The sequence below is a fragment of the Mycobacterium sp. AT1 genome, assembly GCF_002043095.1.
GTDB lineage: Bacteria > Actinomycetota > Actinomycetes > Mycobacteriales > Mycobacteriaceae > Mycobacterium.
In genome coordinates, this window is the sequence record NZ_MVOC01000027.1 from 41,616 (window position 1) to 58,073 (window position 16,458).

Sequence of the window (16,458 nt, forward strand, 5' to 3'; positions counted from 1 at the left end):
ATCGAAGAGCGTAGAGCGCGACGGTGCGGCATGCCGATAGGGTTGAGCCCCGTGCGTGCCGTCCTGATCGTGAACCCCAACGCCACGTCGACCACTCCGGCGGGGCGTGATCTGCTGGCGCACGCACTCGAGAGCCGCGTGAAGCTGACCGTCGTCCACACCAATCACCGCGGCCACGCGATCGAAATCGCAAGGGACGCAGCGCGAGACGGAACCGACGTGGTGATCGTCCACGGTGGCGACGGGACGGTCAACGAGGTGGTCAACGGCATCCTCGGCGACTGCGGTCAGACCCCGCCCAAGAAGGGTCCCGCGATCTCGGTGGTGCCCGGCGGGTCGGCCAACGTGTTCGCCCGCGCCCTCGGCATCAGCCCCGATCCCGTCGAGGCGACCAACCAACTCGTCGACCTGCTCGGCGCCTACCGTCGCGGCGTGAAGTGGCGCCGCATCGGGCTGATGGACTGCGGCGACCGATGGGGCGTCTTCACCGCGGGCATGGGGGTCGACGGCGACGTTGTGGCCGCCGTAGAGGCGCAGCGGGCAAAGGGCCGCAAGGTCACCGCGTCGCGCTACATCAAGGTGGCCACCCGCGAGGTGCTGGCCAGCGCCCGCCGTGAACCGTCGATGACGTTGGAGCTGGCCGGCCGTGCCCCCGTGACCGGGGTGCACTTCGCCTTCGTGTCGAACTCGAGCCCGTGGACCTACGCCAACACCAGGCCGGTGTGGACCAACCCCGACACCAGCTTCGAGACGGGCCTCGGCGTCTTCGCGACCACGAGCATGAACGTCTGGGCGAATCTCGGGCTGGTGCGCCAGATGTTGGCGAAGAATCCGCGCCTCGACGCCAAGCATCTGGTGCGCGACGACGACGTGCCGTGGGTGCGAGTGACCGCAGACACGCCCGTTGGCTGTCAGATTGACGGAGACTACGTCGGCCAGCGCGAAAGGATGACGTTCACGTCGGTTCGGGATGCGCTTGGAGTGGTAGCGCCACTGGCCAAAAAGCCCTGACCTGGTAATCCGCTGTGAAGTGCCGCGAATTAGGGCGCAAGTGATGTGAGTGTAGTACAAACGTGAGGGGGGTCCGGCAACCCGGCCCCCTCTAACGATGCCAGTGAGATTGCCCACGTGTGAACGCGCCTCTATTGACATCTGTCCAGCCTGTGGAAGCATCGTTTGCAACAGTGCAGAAACATTTGGTGTGCACGCGTTAACAGCCGAAGAAAAGCTCGTGCGCCTTGCTGCGCACCGGAATAGGAGTAATAGAAATGGATTGGCGGCATAAGGCAGTCTGTCGTGACGAGGATCCGGAACTGTTCTTCCCGGTGGGAAACAGTGGCCCGGCACTCGCCCAGATTGCTGATGCAAAGATCGTCTGCAACCGGTGCCCGGTCACCACGGAGTGCCTGAGCTGGGCTTTGGAGTCCGGACAGGACGCCGGCGTCTGGGGCGGCATGAGCGAGGACGAGCGTCGCGCGCTCAAGCGCCGCAATGCACGGACCAAGGCTCGCACGGGCGTCTAGCCCACTCGATTCCCTTTGTTTACGGCCCCGGCTTTCGCCGGGGCCGTAAATTTTTGTCCGGACGGGTGTTTCCAGGATTGTTTCCGGGAAATTTCGAGTGCGTTACTGCGCCAACCTGCCGCGGCGGCCGACGGGGACCCGCAGGACGACGTCGGTTCCGCCGGTCGGCACGGCGTGCATGCCCAGCGATCCGTCCAATTCGGCGGCCACCAGCGTGCGCACGATCTGCAGGCCCAGACTGTCCGACTTCTCCAAACTGAACCCGTCGGGCAGCCCGCGACCGTCGTCGTGGACCACGACGTCGAGCCACCGAGCAGAGCGCTCCGCCCTGATCGTCACGCTGCCGTTCTCCGAGGTCGAGTCATACGCATGCTCGATGGCGTTCTGGACGAGCTCCGTGATCACCATGACCAGGGCGGTGGCCCGGTCGGCGTCGAGGACGCCCAGATCGCCTACACGGTTGATCCTGACGGGTCTGCCCACCGACGCCACGTCGTTCATGATCGGCACGATGCGGTCCACGACCTCGTCGAGGTTGACTTCCTCGTCGACCGACATCGACAGGGCGTCGTGCACCAGGGCGATGGACGAGACCCGGCGCACCGATTCGATGAGCGCGTCTCGCCCCTCGGCGTTGTTGGTCCGCCTGGCCTGCAGGCGCAGCAGCGCGGCGACGGTCTGAAGGTTGTTCTTCACGCGGTGGTGAATCTCACGGATCGTCGCGTCCTTGGACAGCAACGCGCGATCACGCCGTTTGACCTCCGTCACGTCGCGGATCAGCACGGCGGCACCCGCCGCCTTGCCGTCGACCACCATGGGGATCGTCCGGAGCAACACCGCTGCTCCCCCGGCGTCGACCTCCATGCGCATGCTGGACCCGCCAGAGAGCGAGTCCCGGACGTGGTTGGCCAATTCCTGGGCTTCGAACGGGTCGGAAATCAGCGGCCGGGTGACGGTGACGAGGTTGTGCCCCTCGAGTTCTGCATTCAGCCCCATGCGGTGATACGCCGAGATCGCGTTCGGACTGGCGAAGCTGACCTGGCCCACCTCGTCGAGCCGGATGAAGCCGTCGCCGACCCGTGGACTCGACCGGGACATCGCGAGGTCGCCGACGTTGGGGAAGGTTCCCTCCGAGAGCATGTGCAGGATGTCGGCGGCGCAGTCCAGATAGGCACGCTCCAGCGGGCTGGCCTTGCGCCGGTCGGCCAATGCGGTTTGGTGTGTGAGCACCGCGACCACTTGATCGCCGTGTCGGACGGGCACCGCCTCGACGTCGAGCCACCGACCTTCCGGCGAATCCGCTTGTCCCGCATCGCTTTCGCGGCCGATCAGGCCGGAGGCGAACGCGGTGACCACCACCGGCATGTCGGCGGCGGTGTTGACCGTGCCCACGGCGTCGGCCAACAGAGCGGTCGGCGCCGTGTTCGGTCGTACCTGCGCGACGCACACCAGGGAGCCGTCGTCGTGGTTCACCCACATGAGGTAGTCGGCGAAGGACAGATCCGCCAAGAGTTGCCACTCGCCCACCACGGCGTGCAAGTGGTCGACGGCACTGCCGGGCAACATCGTGTGCTCGGCGAGCAGGTCACCGAGGGTCGACACGGGTGTTGCCTCTCGGTGTCGGGGACCTAGCTGATGACGGCGATGAGATCGCCGGCCTGGATGACGTCGCCCACGGCGACGTTGACCGTGGTCACCTTTCCGGCAACCTCGGCGAGCACCGGAATCTCCATCTTCATGGATTCCAGGAGGACGACGGTGTCGCCCTCGTTGATGTCGTCGCCTTCGCTGACCACGACCTCGAGCACACTGGCCACGATCTCAGCGCGAACGTCCTCGGCCATCTTCACCCACTCGTCTCTAGAGCCGCCCCTGCGGTGTCTATCGAACCACACGCACGGGATTGGAATGCAGCGGCGCGAGCGTGAGACACTAACGGGCAAGCAATTGACTCATTGGAGGATGCCATGGCCAAGCGTGGCCGTAAGAAGCGTGACCGTAAGCACACCAAGGCCAACCACGGCAAGCGCCCCAACTGCGGTTCGAAGGCAGTTACCTAACCACGAATGATGGTGGTGCGGCTGATCTCCACTCGCAGCCGCGCCCGCAGTGAATCCGGCGCCTTATCGCCACTGCACTTGGTGGCGATGAGGCGCTTCACGCGTTCCTCGATGCCGTATTGCCGCAGGCAGGTCGGGCATTCCTCGAGGTGATGGCGCAGCTTGTCACGCGTTTCCGTCGTGCACTCGCCGTCGAGCAGAGTCCACACCTCGGCGATCACCGACGCGCATTCCGGGTGATTGGGGTCGACGGGACCCACCGGTGGGCGGAACGTGTGCTCTTCGGGGCGTGAAAGGTCGTCGCTCACGAAGAAACCTCCTCGGGCTCGTCGATCTGTCCTCTGATGAAGCCGCGATCCCTCGCGACGTCGGCCAGTAGTTCACGGAGTTGCTTCCGGCCACGGTGCAGTCGAGACATCACCGTGCCGATGGGCGTGTCCATGATCTGGGCGATCTCCTTGTAGGGAAAACCCTCGACGTCGGCGTAGTACACGGCCATCCGAAATTCTTCGGGCAGCGCCTGCAGCGCCGCCTTGATCTCGGTGTCCGGCAACGCCTCCATCGCCTCGACCTCGGCGGACCTCAGACCAGTCGACGTGTGCTGCGCGTTGGCCGCGAGCTGCCAGTCGGTGATCTCGTCCGTCGGGTACTCCGCCGGCTGCCGCTGCTTCTTGCGGTAGCTGTTGATGTAGGTGTTGGTCAGGATTCGGTACAGCCACGCCTTCAGATTCGTTCCGGCGCGGAACGAACGAAAGCCGGCGTACGCCTTGACCATGGTCTCCTGAAGGAGATCCTCGGCATCCGCTGGATTGCGGGTCATTCGCAACGCGCCGCCGTACAGCTGATCCAGCAGCGGAATGGCATCCCGCTCGAAACGCGCCGTCAGTTCGGCGTCGGTCTCGATTGCAGGCTCTTCGGCCGCGGCTGGCGCTGCTCCGTCGAGATCGGTCATCTGGGTGGACACCGTCCCTTCTCTCGCGGCACCGTCGAACAGAACCAGCTCGTAGACCGGCCGTTCCAGGCAAAGCGTTGGCACCGAGGTGTCTCCTAACTTCCGATCCTAGTGGCTCGTACCGACGGAGTCGCCTCACAGCGCCCATCGATGCAGAACAACAGCGGGAGTGGCCGTGAATGTTCCCAGGAAAATTCGCACTATCGTGAGGCCGTGGCCCGCGCAGCAACCCCCGCGATCGCCGCGCTCGTCGCGGCGAACGTCCCCCACGAAGTGCTGAGTTACCACCACGATCCCCGCAACGACGCCTTCGGCGACGAGGCCGTCGCCGCGTTGGCCGCCGCCGGGGTCGAGGTGTCCGCCGAGCAGGTGTTCAAGACGTTGGTGATCACGCTGCCGTCGGGGCTCGCGGTCGCCGTTCTCCCGGTTCCGTACAAGCTGTCGCTCAAGGCCGCCGCCGCAGCCCTCGGCGCCCCGCGCGCCGAGATGGCCGACCGCGCCGCCGCCGAGCGGTCCACCGGTTACGTGATCGGGGGCATCTCCCCCTTGGGCCAACGCAAGCCGCTGCCGACCGTCGTCGACGACTCGGTGTACGCCTGGGACCGAGTGCTGTGCAGCGCAGGCAAGCGCGGGCTGCAGGTGGCCGTCGCCCCTGCCGATCTGGTGCGACTGACCAACGCGGTGACCCGCGACGTCCTCGCGGCGTGACGTTCTAGGGTGAAGCCATGTCGCTAGCGGGAAAGACCATGTTCATCTCCGGCGCGAGCCGAGGCATCGGGCTGGCGATCGCCAAGCGCGTCGCCGCCGACGGAGCCAACGTCGCCCTGGTCGCCAAGACCGCAGAACCCCATCCCAAGCTCGAGGGCACGATCTACACCGCCGCCAAGGAGATCGAGGACGCCGGTGGTCACGCACTGCCGATCCTCGGCGACGTCCGCGACGGTGAATCCGTGGAATCCGCGGTCGCGCAAGCGGTTTCACAGTTCGGCGGGATCGACGTTTGCGTGAACAACGCGTCGGCGATCAACCTGGGGTCGATTACCGAAGTGCCGCTCAAGCGGTTCGACCTGATGAACGGGATCAACGTCCGGGGCACCTACGCCGTGTCACAGGCCTGCATTCCGCACATGGTGGGCCGGGACAACCCCCACATCCTCACGCTGTCGCCGCCGATCCTGCTGGAGTCCAAGTGGCTCAAGCCGACGGCCTACATGATGGCCAAGTACGGCATGACGTTGTGCGCGCTCGGCATCGCCGAGGAGATGCGGGCCGACGGCATCGCCTCCAACACGTTGTGGCCGCGGACGCTGGTGGCCACCGCGGCCGTCCAGAACCTCCTTGGCGGCGAGGAGGCGATGAGCCGCGCACGCAAGCCCGACGTCTACGCCGACGCCGCCTACGTCGTCTTCAACAAGCCGGCCCGCGAGTACACCGGCAACAGCGTGCTGTGCGAGGACGTCCTGGTCGACTCGGGCGTCACCGACCTCTCGGTGTACGACTGCGTCCCAGGATCCGAACTCGGCGTCGACCTGTGGGTCGAGACGCCCAACCCGCCCGGCTACGGCTCCTGATGTGGGCCGGGGGCCGCTACGAGTCGGTGGCCGAACGCATCGCCGTCGTCGCCGGCGAGACCGTCGCGGCCGCGGAGCGCCGCCGACCGCTTGACGGCACCGCATTGGTCGACCTCGCCTGCGGCACCGGCAGCGCCGCGTTGGCGGCGGCCGCACGCGGCGCGGTGGTCACCGGCGTCGACCTGACGCCCGAATTGGTCGCCATTGCCGAGCGCAAGGCCGCGAACGCCGGCCATGACATCACGTGGGTGGTCGCCGACGCGACGGAGACGACGCTGCCCGACGCCGCGTTCGACACCGCGGTGTCCAACATGGGCGTCATCTTCGTCGAGCCGGGGCGACAGGTGGCCGAGATCGCCCGCGTACTGAAACCGGCTGGCGTGCTTGCCTTCTCATCCTGGGTGCGCACCGCAGGCAACCCGCTGTTCGATCCGATCGTCGAAGCGCTCGGGCCCCCGCCCGACCGGGGTTTCACCCCCGACCAGTGGGGCGATCCCGCGATCGCGACCGAACGGTTGGCCGCCGACTTCACCGACGTCGAGATCGACGACGGAACTCTCGTATGGGCCTTCGACTCGCTGGATGCCGCACGACACTTCGTGCGGCACGAGTCACCGATGCACGTCGACCTCTTCGGTCGCCTGGGCGGTGACCAGCAGGATCGCCTCCTGGCCGCGTTCACCGACGCGCTCACCCCCTACGTCGACGACGACGGCGGCGTCCGCTTCGACGCGCCCTACGCGATCATCACGGCCAGCCGCCGCTAGAGCAGCGTGCCCTGCTCGGCCTGCGGCTCCGCGGGTTCGATCAGCTCGGGTCCGTTGTTGCGGACGCTGTTGACCAGCCGGGAGACCTCGCGGACCGCGATGCGGTCCAGGTCGCCGTGGCCGCGCAGCAGGCCCTCGTCCATCGACGCGTCGGGATCCAGCCACCGGTCCCAGTCGCGCTCGCTGATGCTCAGCGGCATGCGGTCGTGAATCTCGGCCAGTTGGCCTGCCGACTCGGTGGTGATGATGGTGCAGGTCAACAGCGGAGGGGCGTCCTTGGCGGGCCGCCACGTGGACCAGAGGCCGCCCATGAACAGGGGCTCGCCGTCCGCGCCGTGCATGAAGAACGGCGTCTTGGCGGCCTTCTTGCCGCCGGCGCACTCCGCGCCAGGACGCCATTCGTACCAGCCGTCCATCGGAACCAGGCACCGCTTGGTCTTGGCGGAGGCGCGAAACGCCGCAGAGGTGGTGACCGTCTCGGCGCGGGCGTTGATCAGCAGCGGTCCCTTGGTCTCGGGTGTGCCGTCGTCCTTGGCCTTCACCCACGGCGGCACCAGACCCCACCGCATCGAGCGCACCCGCCGGGTCGACTCGTCGTCGGGTTCGGCGTGCCTCTTGACCACCGAGCTGATGGTCGTCGTCGGCGCGACGTTGAAGTTCGGCTCCGACGGCCCCTTGGCCTCCGTCGCCGCGATGGTCTCGTCGATCGCCTTGATCTTCTCGGCCAGCAGCGCCGGATCGGTCGTCACCGCGAATCGCCCACACATGTATCCCATGGTGGCAGAAGTGGGCGACAAGGCAGGATGGACGCCATGACTGAGTACGGAGGTGGGTGGCAGGCGCCGTCGACCACGACGCCCATCCACGCGACCGTCGAGGTGCCGGGCTCCAAGTCCCAGACCAACCGCGCGCTGATCCTCGCCGCGCTGGCGAGCCCGCAGGGAACGTCGACCGTCAGCGGTGCGCTGCGCAGCCGCGACACCGACCTGATGATCGGTGCGCTGCGAACGCTTGGACTCTTGCTCGACGGCGCGGGAACCGAGCTGGCGATCAGCGGCGCGATCTCGCCCGCCTCGGACGCCAGGATCGACTGCGGCCTCGCGGGGACCGTCCTGCGGTTCGTCCCGCCGCTCGCGGCACTCGGCAGCGAGGTCGTGACGTTCGACGGCGACGAGCAGGCCCGGTCGCGTCCGATCGCTCCCCTGCTCGACGGCCTGCGCGGTCTCGGCGTGCCCGTTGACGGCGACGCGATGCCGTTTCACGTCCGCGGCGAGGGTGCCGTGGCCGGGGGCACGGTACACATCGACGCCTCGTCGTCGTCGCAGTTCGTCTCGGGGCTGCTGCTGTCGGGGGCCACGTTTCGGGACGGCCTGACCGTCGTGCACACCGGCGAGTCCGTGCCGTCGGCGCCACACGTGGCGATGACGGTGACGATGCTGCGCGAGGCCGGCGTCTCGGTGGACGACTCGACACCCAATCGCTGGGTGGTCAAACCGGGCCCCGTCGCCGCCAGGCACTGGGACGTCGAACCCGACCTGTCGAACGCGGTCCCGTTCCTGGCCGCCGCCATCGTCACTGCGGGCACGGTGCGCATCACCGGGTGGCCGCAGGTCAGCGTGCAACCGTCGGAGAACATCCTCGACTTGCTCACCAAGGCGGGTGCGACTGTGCACCAGGGTGATTCCCACCTCGACGTGAAGGGCTCGATCGACGGCTACCCGGGTTTTGACGTCGACCTGCACGAGGTCGGCGAGCTGGCACCGTCGTTCGCGGCGCTGGCAGCTCTGGCCGAGACGGGTTCGGTGTCGCACCTCAGCGGCATCGCCCACCTGCGTGGCCACGAAACCGACCGGCTGGCGGCGCTGACGGCCGAGATCAACGGCCTCGGTGGACACTGCGAGGAGACCACAGACGGGCTGACGATTACGGCCACGCCCCTTCACGGCGGGGTGTGGCACTCCTACGCCGACCACCGCATGGCGACCGCGGGCGCCATCGTCGGACTGCGGACACCGGGAGTCGAGGTCGAGGACATCGGCACCACCGCCAAGACCCTGCCCGACTTCCCTGGGATGTGGGCCGACATGCTGGCCGGGCAGGTACCCGAAATCCCTTGAGAGAGCACGACGTCTCTTGAACGAGAACGACTACGACGAATCCGACGTCCGGGTACGCCCCGGCCGCGGTTCACGCCCGCGTACCAAGACCCGCCCCGAACACCTGGATGCCCAGGCGGCGATGGTCGTCACCGTCGACCGTGGTCGGTGGGGCTGCGCGCTCGGTGGCGACCCGCAACGCGTCGTGACCGCCATGCGGGCCAGGGAGCTCGGCCGCACCCCGATCGTGGTCGGCGACGAGGTCGACGTCGTCGGCGACCTGTCCGGCCTGCCCGACACGCTCGCCAGGATCGTCCGTCGCGGTGAACGGCGAACGGTGTTGCGGCGCACCGCCGATGACACAGATCCGACCGAACGCGTCCTGGTCGCCAACGCCGACCAACTGCTGATGGTGGTCGCGCTGGCCGACCCGCCGCCGCGCACCGGCTTCGTCGAGCGGTCCCTGATTGCCGCCTACGTCGGCGGACTCGAGCCCATTCTGTGCCTGACCAAGACCGACCTGGCGCCTCCGGAACCGTTCGCGGCGCAGTTCGCCGGGTTGGACCTGACCGTCGTCACCGCCGGCCGCAGCGACGACCTCGCCGTCGTCGACGACCTGCTGGTCGGGAAGTTGACGGTGCTGGTGGGCCATTCCGGCGTCGGCAAGTCCACGATGGTCAACCGGCTGGTGCCCGAGGCCGGCCGCGCGGTCGGGGTGGTGTCCGGCGTCGGCAAGGGCAGGCATACGTCGACTCAGTCGGTGGCTCTGCCGCTGCACGACTCGGGGTGGGTGGTCGACACGCCGGGAATCCGGTCCTTCGGGCTTGCCCACATCGCGCCCGCCGACGTCATGATGGCGTTCTCCGACCTCGCCGAAGCCATCGAGAAGTGTCCTCGCGGCTGTGGGCACCTCGGGCCGCCGTCGGATCCCGACTGCGCACTCGACGAGCTGACGGGCCACACCGCCGACCGCGTCGCCGCCACCCGCCGACTGCTGACCGCGATGGCCGCCGACTAGGGATGGACTTCCTCGACCGCACGCGCGACGGATACGACGCAGCCGCAACGGACTTCGCCGCGATGTTCGAGAACTACCTCGACGACAAGCCGATCGAGAAGGCGCTGCTGGCGGCATTCGCAGAGCTGGTACGCGCCACCGGGAACACCTCGGTCGCCGACGTCGGCTGCGGCACCGGCGTCACCACCAGGATTCTGGCCGACCTTGGCGTAGATCCCACGGGAATCGACTTGTCCCCCAACATGATCGCCGAAGCCCGGGCGCGTGCCCCCGAACTTCGATTCGACGTGGGGTCGATGACCTCGCTCGAGCTCGACGATGCAAGCGTCGGCGGAGTCTGTGCGTGGTACTCCACCATTCACGTCCCGGATTCACATCTGCCGCAGGCGTTCTCCGAATTTCACCGCGTGCTCGTCGACGGCGGTGTCGCACTGCTGGCCTTCCAGGTCGGCGATCGGCCTCGCCGGTTGACCGAGGCGTTCGGCACGCCGCTCGACTTGGAGTTCGTCCGGCGCGAACCAGGGGCCGTCGCCGCCACGCTGGAGGCGGCCGGGCTGCCCGTCTACTCGACCACCGTGCGCGAGCCCGACGACGACGGCGTCCAGACCACCCCGCAGGCCTTCCTCGTCGCGCGCAAGCGCTCGGCTCGATAACCTGAGACGGACATGACACCGGTACCCGAGATCACGCTCAACGACGGCGCACGCATCCCCCAGCTTGGGTTCGGCGTCTACAAGGTCGCCCCCGACGAGACCGCGGCGGCGGTCCGGACCGCGCTCGACGTCGGATACCGCCACCTCGACACGGCGGCGATGTACCACAACGAGGCGGGCGTCGGCCGCGGAATCCGTGAGGCGGGGGTCGACCGAGCCGACGTCTTCGTCACCAGCAAGCTCGACAACGGATTTCACGAACCCGACGCTGCGCGTAGGGCATTCGACGACACACTTGCCGCGATCGGGTCGGATTACGTCGACCTGTACTTGATTCACTGGCCCCTCCCGACGCGCTACGGCGGTGACTTCGTCTCGACGTGGCGCACCCTCGAGGAGTTCGCGGCCGACGGTCGCGCGCGCAGCATCGGGGTGTCCAACTTCCACGTCCCGCACCTTCAGCGGCTCGCGGCCGAGACCGACACCGTGCCCGCCGTCAACCAGGTGGAGGCGCACCCCTACTTCACCAACGCCTCGGTCCGGGACTACTGCAAGCAGAGCGGGATGGCCTTCCAGGCCTGGTCGCCGCTGGGCCGCGGCACGCTGCTCGACGACCCGGTGGTCCAGCGGGTGGCCGCCGCGGTGGGCAGGTCACCGGCTCAGGTGGTGCTGCGCTGGCACCTGCAACGCGGCGACGTCGTGTTTCCGAAGTCGGTGTCGCGCAGTCGCATCGCCCAGAACTTCGCGGTGTTCGACTTCGACCTCGGTGCCGACGACGTGGCGGCGATCGACGGGCTGGACCGGGGCGCCGTGGGCCGCGTCGGCTCCAACCCCGATACGTTCGACGTCATCACGCGGTGAGACCCGCAGCACGTAAGGATCAACCCGTCGCGCGATATCCGTTCCGGTGACCGAATGCGACGCTGAACGCGTCTGACCACGGTTTGTGTTCCGGCCGAAACGGGCACGCACACTAGGGCAAATTGCCAAAGGAGGCTCATTCATGACGAACGTACCCACGATCGAACTCAGCACCGGTGCGCACATTCCGCAGCTCGGATTCGGCGTCTACCAGATCGATCCCGACAAGACCGCAGAGGCGGTCAAGACGGCACTGGACATCGGCTACCGACACATCGACACCGCCGAGATGTATCAGAACGAGGCCGGCGTCGGCCAAGGCGTGCGCGATTCGGGGCTGGACCGCGCGGACGTGTTCGTCACCAGCAAGCTCAACAACGGATTTCACGAGCCCGACGATGCGCGCAGGGCATTCGACGAGACGCTGAGCAAGCTTGGCTTCGACTACGTGGATCTCTTCCTCATCCACTGGCCGCTGCCGACGCGCTACAACAACGACTTCATCTCGACGTGGCGGACGCTCGAGGAGTTCCGGCGTGACGGCCGGGCCCGCAGCATCGGCGTGTCGAACTTTCAGGTCGCGCACCTCGAGCGCCTGGCCAACGAGACCGACACCGTGCCCTCGGTGAACCAGATCGAGGTGCATCCCTACTTCGTCAACGACGAGGTGCGTCAGTACTGCATCGAGCACGGCATCGCCGTGGAGGCCTGGTCCCCCATCGCCCAGGGCCAGGTACTCGACGACCCGGTCGTCACGCAGATCGCCGAGGCGTCGGGCAAGTCCCCCGCGCAGGTGGTGCTGCGCTGGCACATCCAGCGCGGTGACATCGTCTTCCCGAAGTCGGTGACGCCCAAGCGGATCGAAGAGAACTTCGCGCTGTTCGACTTCGAGCTCAGCGATCACGACGTCGACGCGTTGACGGCACTCGACAAGGGTGAGGAAGGTCGCACGGGTCCCAACCCGGACACGTTCGACTACATCCCCGACTGACCTACTCACGCCAAAACGGCGGGGAGATCGCACGATTGCGATCTCCCCGCCGTCTTTGGCTGGGTCTAGGCGTTGACCTTGGCGCGCCGACGGGCCCGCACCGCGGCGATCGCCGACTTGAGTCCACGACGCTCGCTGGGCTCGAGTTCGGCGAACATGCGCTCGCTGCGGGTCTCCGGGGCGTCGTCAGCGGTGTCGCGCAGGAACTTGTCCGGCAGCGACAGCTTGGCGATGGTGCGCCACGTCTTGCCGTACTGCACGGCGAAGTTGCCCGTCGTGTACGGCAGATCGTACTTGTCGCAGATCTGCCTGACGCGGACGGCGATCTCGGCGTACCGGTTGCTCGGCAGATCCGGGAACAAGTGGTGCTCGATCTGGTGGCACAGGTTGCCGCTCATGAACCGTAACGTGGGTCCGGCCTCGAAGTTGGCGCTTCCCAACATCTGTCGCAGGTACCACTGGCCCCTGCTCTCGCCCACCATGTCGGTCTTGGTGAACTTCTCTGCGCCGTCGGGGAAGTGGCCGCAGAAGATCACGGCGTTGGCCCAGACGTTGCGGATGACGTTGGCCACCGCGTTGGCCTTCAGCGTCGACTTGTACGTGGCGCCAGGCGACATCGCCGTCAGGGCCGGGTAGGCGACGTAGTCCTTGAGCACCTGATGACCGGCCTTGACGCCGAATTCACGGATGCGCTCCATCGTGGCCGCACGGTCGTCGCGGCCCTTGGAGATCTTTCCGAGTTCGAGGTGCTGCAGTCCGACGCCCCACTCGAAGCCGATCGCCAGGAGCGTGTTGAACAGCAAGTTGCCGTACAGGTTGAAAGGCGTCCACTTCGCGTCCCGGGTCACGCGGATGACGCCGTAGCCGACGTCGTCGTCCATCCCGAGGATGTTGGTGTACTTGTGATGCATGAAGTTGTGAGTGAACCGCCAGTGCTTGGACGCCCCGCTCATGTCCCACTCCCACGTCGAGGAGTGAATCTCGGGATCGTTCATCCAGTCCCACTGGCCATGCATGACGTTGTGGCCGATTTCCATGTTCTCGACGATCTTGGCCACGCCGAGGGTCACGGTGCCTGCCCACCACGCCGAGCGCTTCGAGCCTGCGGCCAGCATCAGACGGCCGGCGACCTCGAGTGCGCGCTGCGCGGCGATGGTGCGGCGGATGTAGCGGGAGTCGAGTTCACCGCGGGAGTCTTCGATGTCCTGCCGGATCGCGTCCAGCTCGTTGCCCAAATTTTCGATGTCCGCTTCAGTCAGATGCGTGAATGCGGGTACGTCGGTAATTGCCATCGTTCAGCCTCCTGTCAACTGCCTACGCTAGCGTAACCTACGATCCCGTAGGTTACTAGCCGGTAAAGCTCAGACATCCAGCACGCAATCGCCAGAAGCTGCGGAAACACACGTCTGCACCCGGTTGCCGGGCTCGTGCTCGACGCCGGTTCTCAGGTCCCGAACGTGCCCGTCGACGAGCCCGACGACGCAGGACTGGCAGATGCCCATCCGGCACCCGAACGGCATCCGGATGCCCGCGGCCTCCCCCGCATCCATCAGCGAGGTGGCGGCGTCGACCTCGACGGACTTGCCGCTGCGCTCGAACGTGACGGTTCCGCCCGTGCCGTGCACGGGGGCGCGCGTGGCCGCGAACCGCTCCAGGTGCAGCCTGTCGCCGGCGCCCGCAGCCGACCAGACGCGGTGCGCGTCGTCGAGCATCGCACCGGGACCGCACGCCCACGTCTGACGCTCGTGCCAGTCGGGTACGACCTCGGCCAGCTTGGCCAGGTCGAGCCGGCCCTCCGTGCGAGTCGACCGCACCGTCAACCGGTAGCCGTCATGCGCGTCGTGGAGCCGGGCCAGTTCATCGGCGAACATCACGTCGGACTCGGTCGGCGCCGAGTGCACGTGGACGACGTCGGTGATCTGGTCGCGGCGTGCGAGCGTCCGCAGCATCGACATCACCGGCGTGATGCCCGACCCCGCGGTCAAGAACAGCACCGACGCCGGTGCGGGGTCCGGCAGGACGAAATTGCCCTGCGGTGCCGCCAGCCGCACGATGGTCCCCGGCGTCACGCCTCCCACCAGATGACTGGACAGGAAGCCCTCGGGCATCGCCTTGACGGTGATGGTGATGGTCCGGTCCCGGGTGACGGGAGTCGAGGTCAGCGAGTACGACCGCCAGCGCCACCGACCGTCCATCAGCACGCCGATGCCGACGTACTGACCGGGCTCGTAGCCGAAGTGAAAACCCCAGCCCGGCTTGATCACCAGCGTCGCGGAGTCGACCGTCTCGCGGCGCACCTCGACCACGCGGCCGCGGAGTTCACGCGCCGACCACAGCGGGTTGGCCAGCTTCAGATAGTCGTCGGGCAACAGGGGCGTGGTGATGCGCCCGACGACCGAACGCAGTGCCTGCAAACCAGGATGCTTGTTGGCGCCCTTGGGAATTGGGCGAATGGTGTCGGCCACATTGGCCGCAATCTTGATCTCGTTCTTGGCCATGACGGCTCCTGCTCACCTTCGCCTGTATGTCCGCGAGCCGGCTCGCGGACAGCAACCTACGGTACCGTAACTTACCGCGTGCCAGCCAGGCCTCAGAGCAGCTCCAACAGAAACGGCAGCTCCTGGGTGGCGTACCAGGCCAGGTCGTGGTCCTGCGCGTCACCGACGGTGAGCTCGGCATCCTCGTCACCGAAATCCGCCAGGTCGACCACCTCGATCGCCGCCCTGACGGCCGGCTCCGCCGACGCGTTGTCGAGGTACGCGGCGACGACGTCGCCGACGCCGATCGGACCCGCCAACCTCACCACGGCGTCGTCGAGATCCGGACGGATCGTCGCGCCATCCACGTCGGCCACCAACACCGCCCGCCGCAGCGGCAGCCCACCATCGGTTCCCCCCTCGGCCGCCAGCAGTCGCAAGGACGCCAGCGCAGCCTCCCGCAACGCGACTTCCGCGAGTTCGTCGTCGTCGCCTTCTGCGTAGGACTCCCGCAGCGTCGGAGTGACGGCGAACGCCGTCCCGCTCAAGGCGTGCATGGACTGATCGGCGACGAGGCGCTGAAGCATGGCCAGGGTCGCGGGAATGTAGACACGCACCAGGGCAGACTAGCTGGCTACTCCCTGTCCCCGATCAACGTCGCGACATGGTCGGGCACGTACGTCGACGACGAACGCGGCGGTCGCTCATAGGTCCTGCTGACGACGGGTCGCTCCGGCAGCGTCACCCTCGGAAGGTCCACCTCGTGGTAGTCGATGGTGGACAGCAGATGGCTCATCATGTTCAACCGGGCGTGTTTCTTCACGTCGGACTCCACCACGTACCAGGGGCTCGCAGGGATGTCGGTGTGCGCCATCATCTCGTCCTTCGCCCGCGAGTAATCCTCCCAGCGGTACACCGACTCCAGGTCCATCGGGCTCAACTTCCACTGCCTGAGCGGATCGTCCATGCGGGACTTGAACCGGCGCAGTTGCTCGTCGTCGGACACGGAGAACCAATACTTGCGCAGGATGATGCCGTCCTCCAGGAGCATCTGCTCGAAGACCGGCGTCTGACGCAGGAACAGTGAATGTTGTTCGGGTGTACAGAAACCCATGACCTTCTCGACCCCGGCGCGGTTGTACCAGGACCGGTCGAACAGCACGATCTCGCCCTTGGCGGGGAGCTCCGCAACGTAGCGCTGGTAGTACCACTGGCCGCGTTCGGTGTCGTTGGGCGCAGGCAGGGCGGCAATCCTTGCGACCCGGGGACTCAGGTATTCGGTGATGCGTTTGATGGTGCCGCCCTTGCCCGCCGCGTCCCGACCCTCGAACACGACCGCGACGCGGGCCCCGGTGTGGCGGGTCCACTCCTGCAGTTTCACGAATTCGGTTTGGAGACGGAACAGTTCAGCCTCGTAGACGGCGCTGGGAATCTTCGGGTTCTTCGACTGCTTCGACTTCTTCGCAGCCTTGCTCTTGCCCATCGCCGA

At 67.0% G+C, this 16,458-nt stretch carries 20 protein-coding genes; 11 read left to right on the forward strand and 9 right to left on the reverse strand.

Annotated elements, in window-relative coordinates; genetic code table 11:
• Positions 1 to 51 precede the first annotated feature (51 nt).
• Both B1790_RS12560 and whiB1 read left to right on the forward strand, forming a co-directional pair.
• Complete coding sequence (locus B1790_RS12560) at positions 52 to 1,011, forward strand: diacylglycerol kinase family protein (protein WP_079923727.1); 960 nt, start codon at positions 52 to 54, stop codon at positions 1,009 to 1,011.
• Positions 1,012 to 1,268: 257 nt separating this feature from the next.
• A complete protein-coding gene (gene whiB1, locus B1790_RS12565) occupies positions 1,269 to 1,523 on the forward strand; it encodes a transcriptional regulator WhiB1 (protein ID WP_079923542.1) in 255 nt (84 codons plus the stop codon).
• 102 nt (positions 1,524 to 1,625) lie between these two features.
• Here whiB1 and B1790_RS12570 read toward each other — a convergent pair whose 3' ends face one another.
• Both B1790_RS12570 and B1790_RS12575 read right to left on the reverse strand, forming a co-directional pair.
• A complete protein-coding gene (locus B1790_RS12570; protein WP_079923543.1) occupies positions 1,626 to 3,125 on the reverse strand; it encodes a sensor histidine kinase in 1,500 nt (499 codons plus the stop codon).
• 26 nt (positions 3,126 to 3,151) lie between these two features.
• Positions 3,152 to 3,367 (reverse strand): biotin/lipoyl-binding carrier protein, encoded by a 216-nt coding sequence (locus B1790_RS12575; RefSeq protein WP_079923728.1) that lies wholly within the window; start codon positions 3,365 to 3,367, stop codon positions 3,152 to 3,154.
• Between the two features lie 123 nt (positions 3,368 to 3,490).
• On the opposite strand from B1790_RS12575, the gene B1790_RS35855 reads away from it, so the two are divergent.
• Positions 3,491 to 3,583, forward strand: coding sequence for a 50S ribosomal protein bL37 (locus B1790_RS35855; RefSeq protein ID WP_142271271.1), 93 nt, complete (start codon positions 3,491 to 3,493; stop codon positions 3,581 to 3,583).
• Here the strand turns inward: B1790_RS35855 and rsrA are convergent.
• Positions 3,580 to 3,843 carry a mycothiol system anti-sigma-R factor gene (rsrA, locus tag B1790_RS12580; protein WP_198951995.1) on the reverse strand — a complete coding sequence of 88 codons (264 nt, stop codon included), beginning with the start codon at positions 3,841 to 3,843 and terminating at the stop codon, positions 3,580 to 3,582. The genes B1790_RS35855 and rsrA overlap by 4 nt on opposite strands.
• Positions 3,844 to 3,887: 44 nt before the next feature.
• A complete protein-coding gene (locus tag B1790_RS12585) occupies positions 3,888 to 4,535 on the reverse strand; it encodes a sigma-70 family RNA polymerase sigma factor (RefSeq protein WP_142551193.1) in 648 nt (215 codons plus the stop codon).
• Between the two features lie 213 nt (positions 4,536 to 4,748).
• On the opposite strand from B1790_RS12585, the gene B1790_RS12590 reads away from it, so the two are divergent.
• The 3 genes from B1790_RS12590 to B1790_RS12600 are packed head-to-tail and all read left to right on the forward strand — an operon-like array spanning position 4,749 to position 6,873.
• Complete coding sequence (locus B1790_RS12590) at positions 4,749 to 5,243, forward strand: aminoacyl-tRNA deacylase (protein WP_142271272.1); 495 nt, start codon at positions 4,749 to 4,751, stop codon at positions 5,241 to 5,243.
• Positions 5,244 to 5,260: 17 nt separating this feature from the next.
• The gene (locus B1790_RS12595) at positions 5,261 to 6,106 is read left to right on the forward strand and encodes an NAD(P)-dependent oxidoreductase (protein ID WP_079923547.1); all 846 of its coding nucleotides are present in this window, start codon (positions 5,261 to 5,263) and stop codon (positions 6,104 to 6,106) included.
• Entirely contained in the window at positions 6,106 to 6,873 is a 768-nt protein-coding gene (locus tag B1790_RS12600) for a class I SAM-dependent methyltransferase (protein WP_079923729.1), read from the forward strand. The genes B1790_RS12595 and B1790_RS12600 overlap by 1 nt, the downstream gene beginning before the upstream one ends.
• On the opposite strand, the gene B1790_RS12605 is transcribed toward B1790_RS12600, so the two are convergent.
• Positions 6,870 to 7,640, reverse strand: a complete 771-nt coding sequence (locus B1790_RS12605) for an SOS response-associated peptidase (protein WP_079923730.1) — start codon at positions 7,638 to 7,640, stop codon at positions 6,870 to 6,872. The two genes, B1790_RS12600 and B1790_RS12605, sit on opposite strands and share 4 nt — an antisense overlap.
• Positions 7,641 to 7,685: 45 nt before the next feature.
• Here B1790_RS12605 and aroA point away from each other — a divergent pair, with 45 nt between their 5' ends.
• From aroA to B1790_RS12630, 5 genes are all read left to right on the forward strand, one after another.
• Complete coding sequence (aroA, locus tag B1790_RS12610) at positions 7,686 to 8,990, forward strand: 3-phosphoshikimate 1-carboxyvinyltransferase (protein ID WP_142271273.1); 1,305 nt, start codon at positions 7,686 to 7,688, stop codon at positions 8,988 to 8,990.
• A gap of 16 nt (positions 8,991 to 9,006) precedes the next feature.
• Positions 9,007 to 9,987, forward strand: a complete 981-nt coding sequence (gene rsgA, locus B1790_RS12615) for a ribosome small subunit-dependent GTPase A (protein ID WP_079923549.1) — start codon at positions 9,007 to 9,009, stop codon at positions 9,985 to 9,987.
• Between the two features lie 2 nt (positions 9,988 to 9,989).
• A complete protein-coding gene (locus tag B1790_RS12620) occupies positions 9,990 to 10,640 on the forward strand; it encodes a class I SAM-dependent methyltransferase (protein WP_079923550.1) in 651 nt (216 codons plus the stop codon).
• A 12-nt stretch (positions 10,641 to 10,652) separates the two neighbouring features.
• Complete coding sequence (locus tag B1790_RS12625; protein ID WP_079923551.1) at positions 10,653 to 11,501, forward strand: aldo/keto reductase; 849 nt, start codon at positions 10,653 to 10,655, stop codon at positions 11,499 to 11,501.
• Positions 11,502 to 11,643: 142 nt separating this feature from the next.
• Positions 11,644 to 12,492, forward strand: a complete 849-nt coding sequence (locus B1790_RS12630; protein WP_079923552.1) for an aldo/keto reductase — start codon at positions 11,644 to 11,646, stop codon at positions 12,490 to 12,492.
• A gap of 65 nt (positions 12,493 to 12,557) precedes the next feature.
• On the opposite strand, the gene B1790_RS12635 is transcribed toward B1790_RS12630, so the two are convergent.
• The 4 genes from B1790_RS12635 to ppk2 all read right to left on the reverse strand — a co-directional run bounded on the left by B1790_RS12635 (position 12,558) and on the right by ppk2 (position 16,452).
• Positions 12,558 to 13,784 carry a fatty acid desaturase gene (locus B1790_RS12635; RefSeq protein WP_079923553.1) on the reverse strand — a complete coding sequence of 409 codons (1,227 nt, stop codon included), beginning with the start codon at positions 13,782 to 13,784 and terminating at the stop codon, positions 12,558 to 12,560.
• Positions 13,785 to 13,853: 69 nt separating this feature from the next.
• Entirely contained in the window at positions 13,854 to 14,990 is a 1,137-nt protein-coding gene (locus B1790_RS12640) for a ferredoxin reductase (RefSeq protein WP_079923554.1), read from the reverse strand.
• 92 nt (positions 14,991 to 15,082) lie between these two features.
• Entirely contained in the window at positions 15,083 to 15,589 is a 507-nt protein-coding gene (locus B1790_RS12645) for a hypothetical protein (RefSeq protein WP_142271274.1), read from the reverse strand.
• Positions 15,590 to 15,603: 14 nt separating this feature from the next.
• A complete protein-coding gene (ppk2, locus tag B1790_RS12650; protein WP_079923556.1) occupies positions 15,604 to 16,452 on the reverse strand; it encodes a polyphosphate kinase 2 in 849 nt (282 codons plus the stop codon).
• Positions 16,453 to 16,458 lie beyond the last annotated feature (6 nt).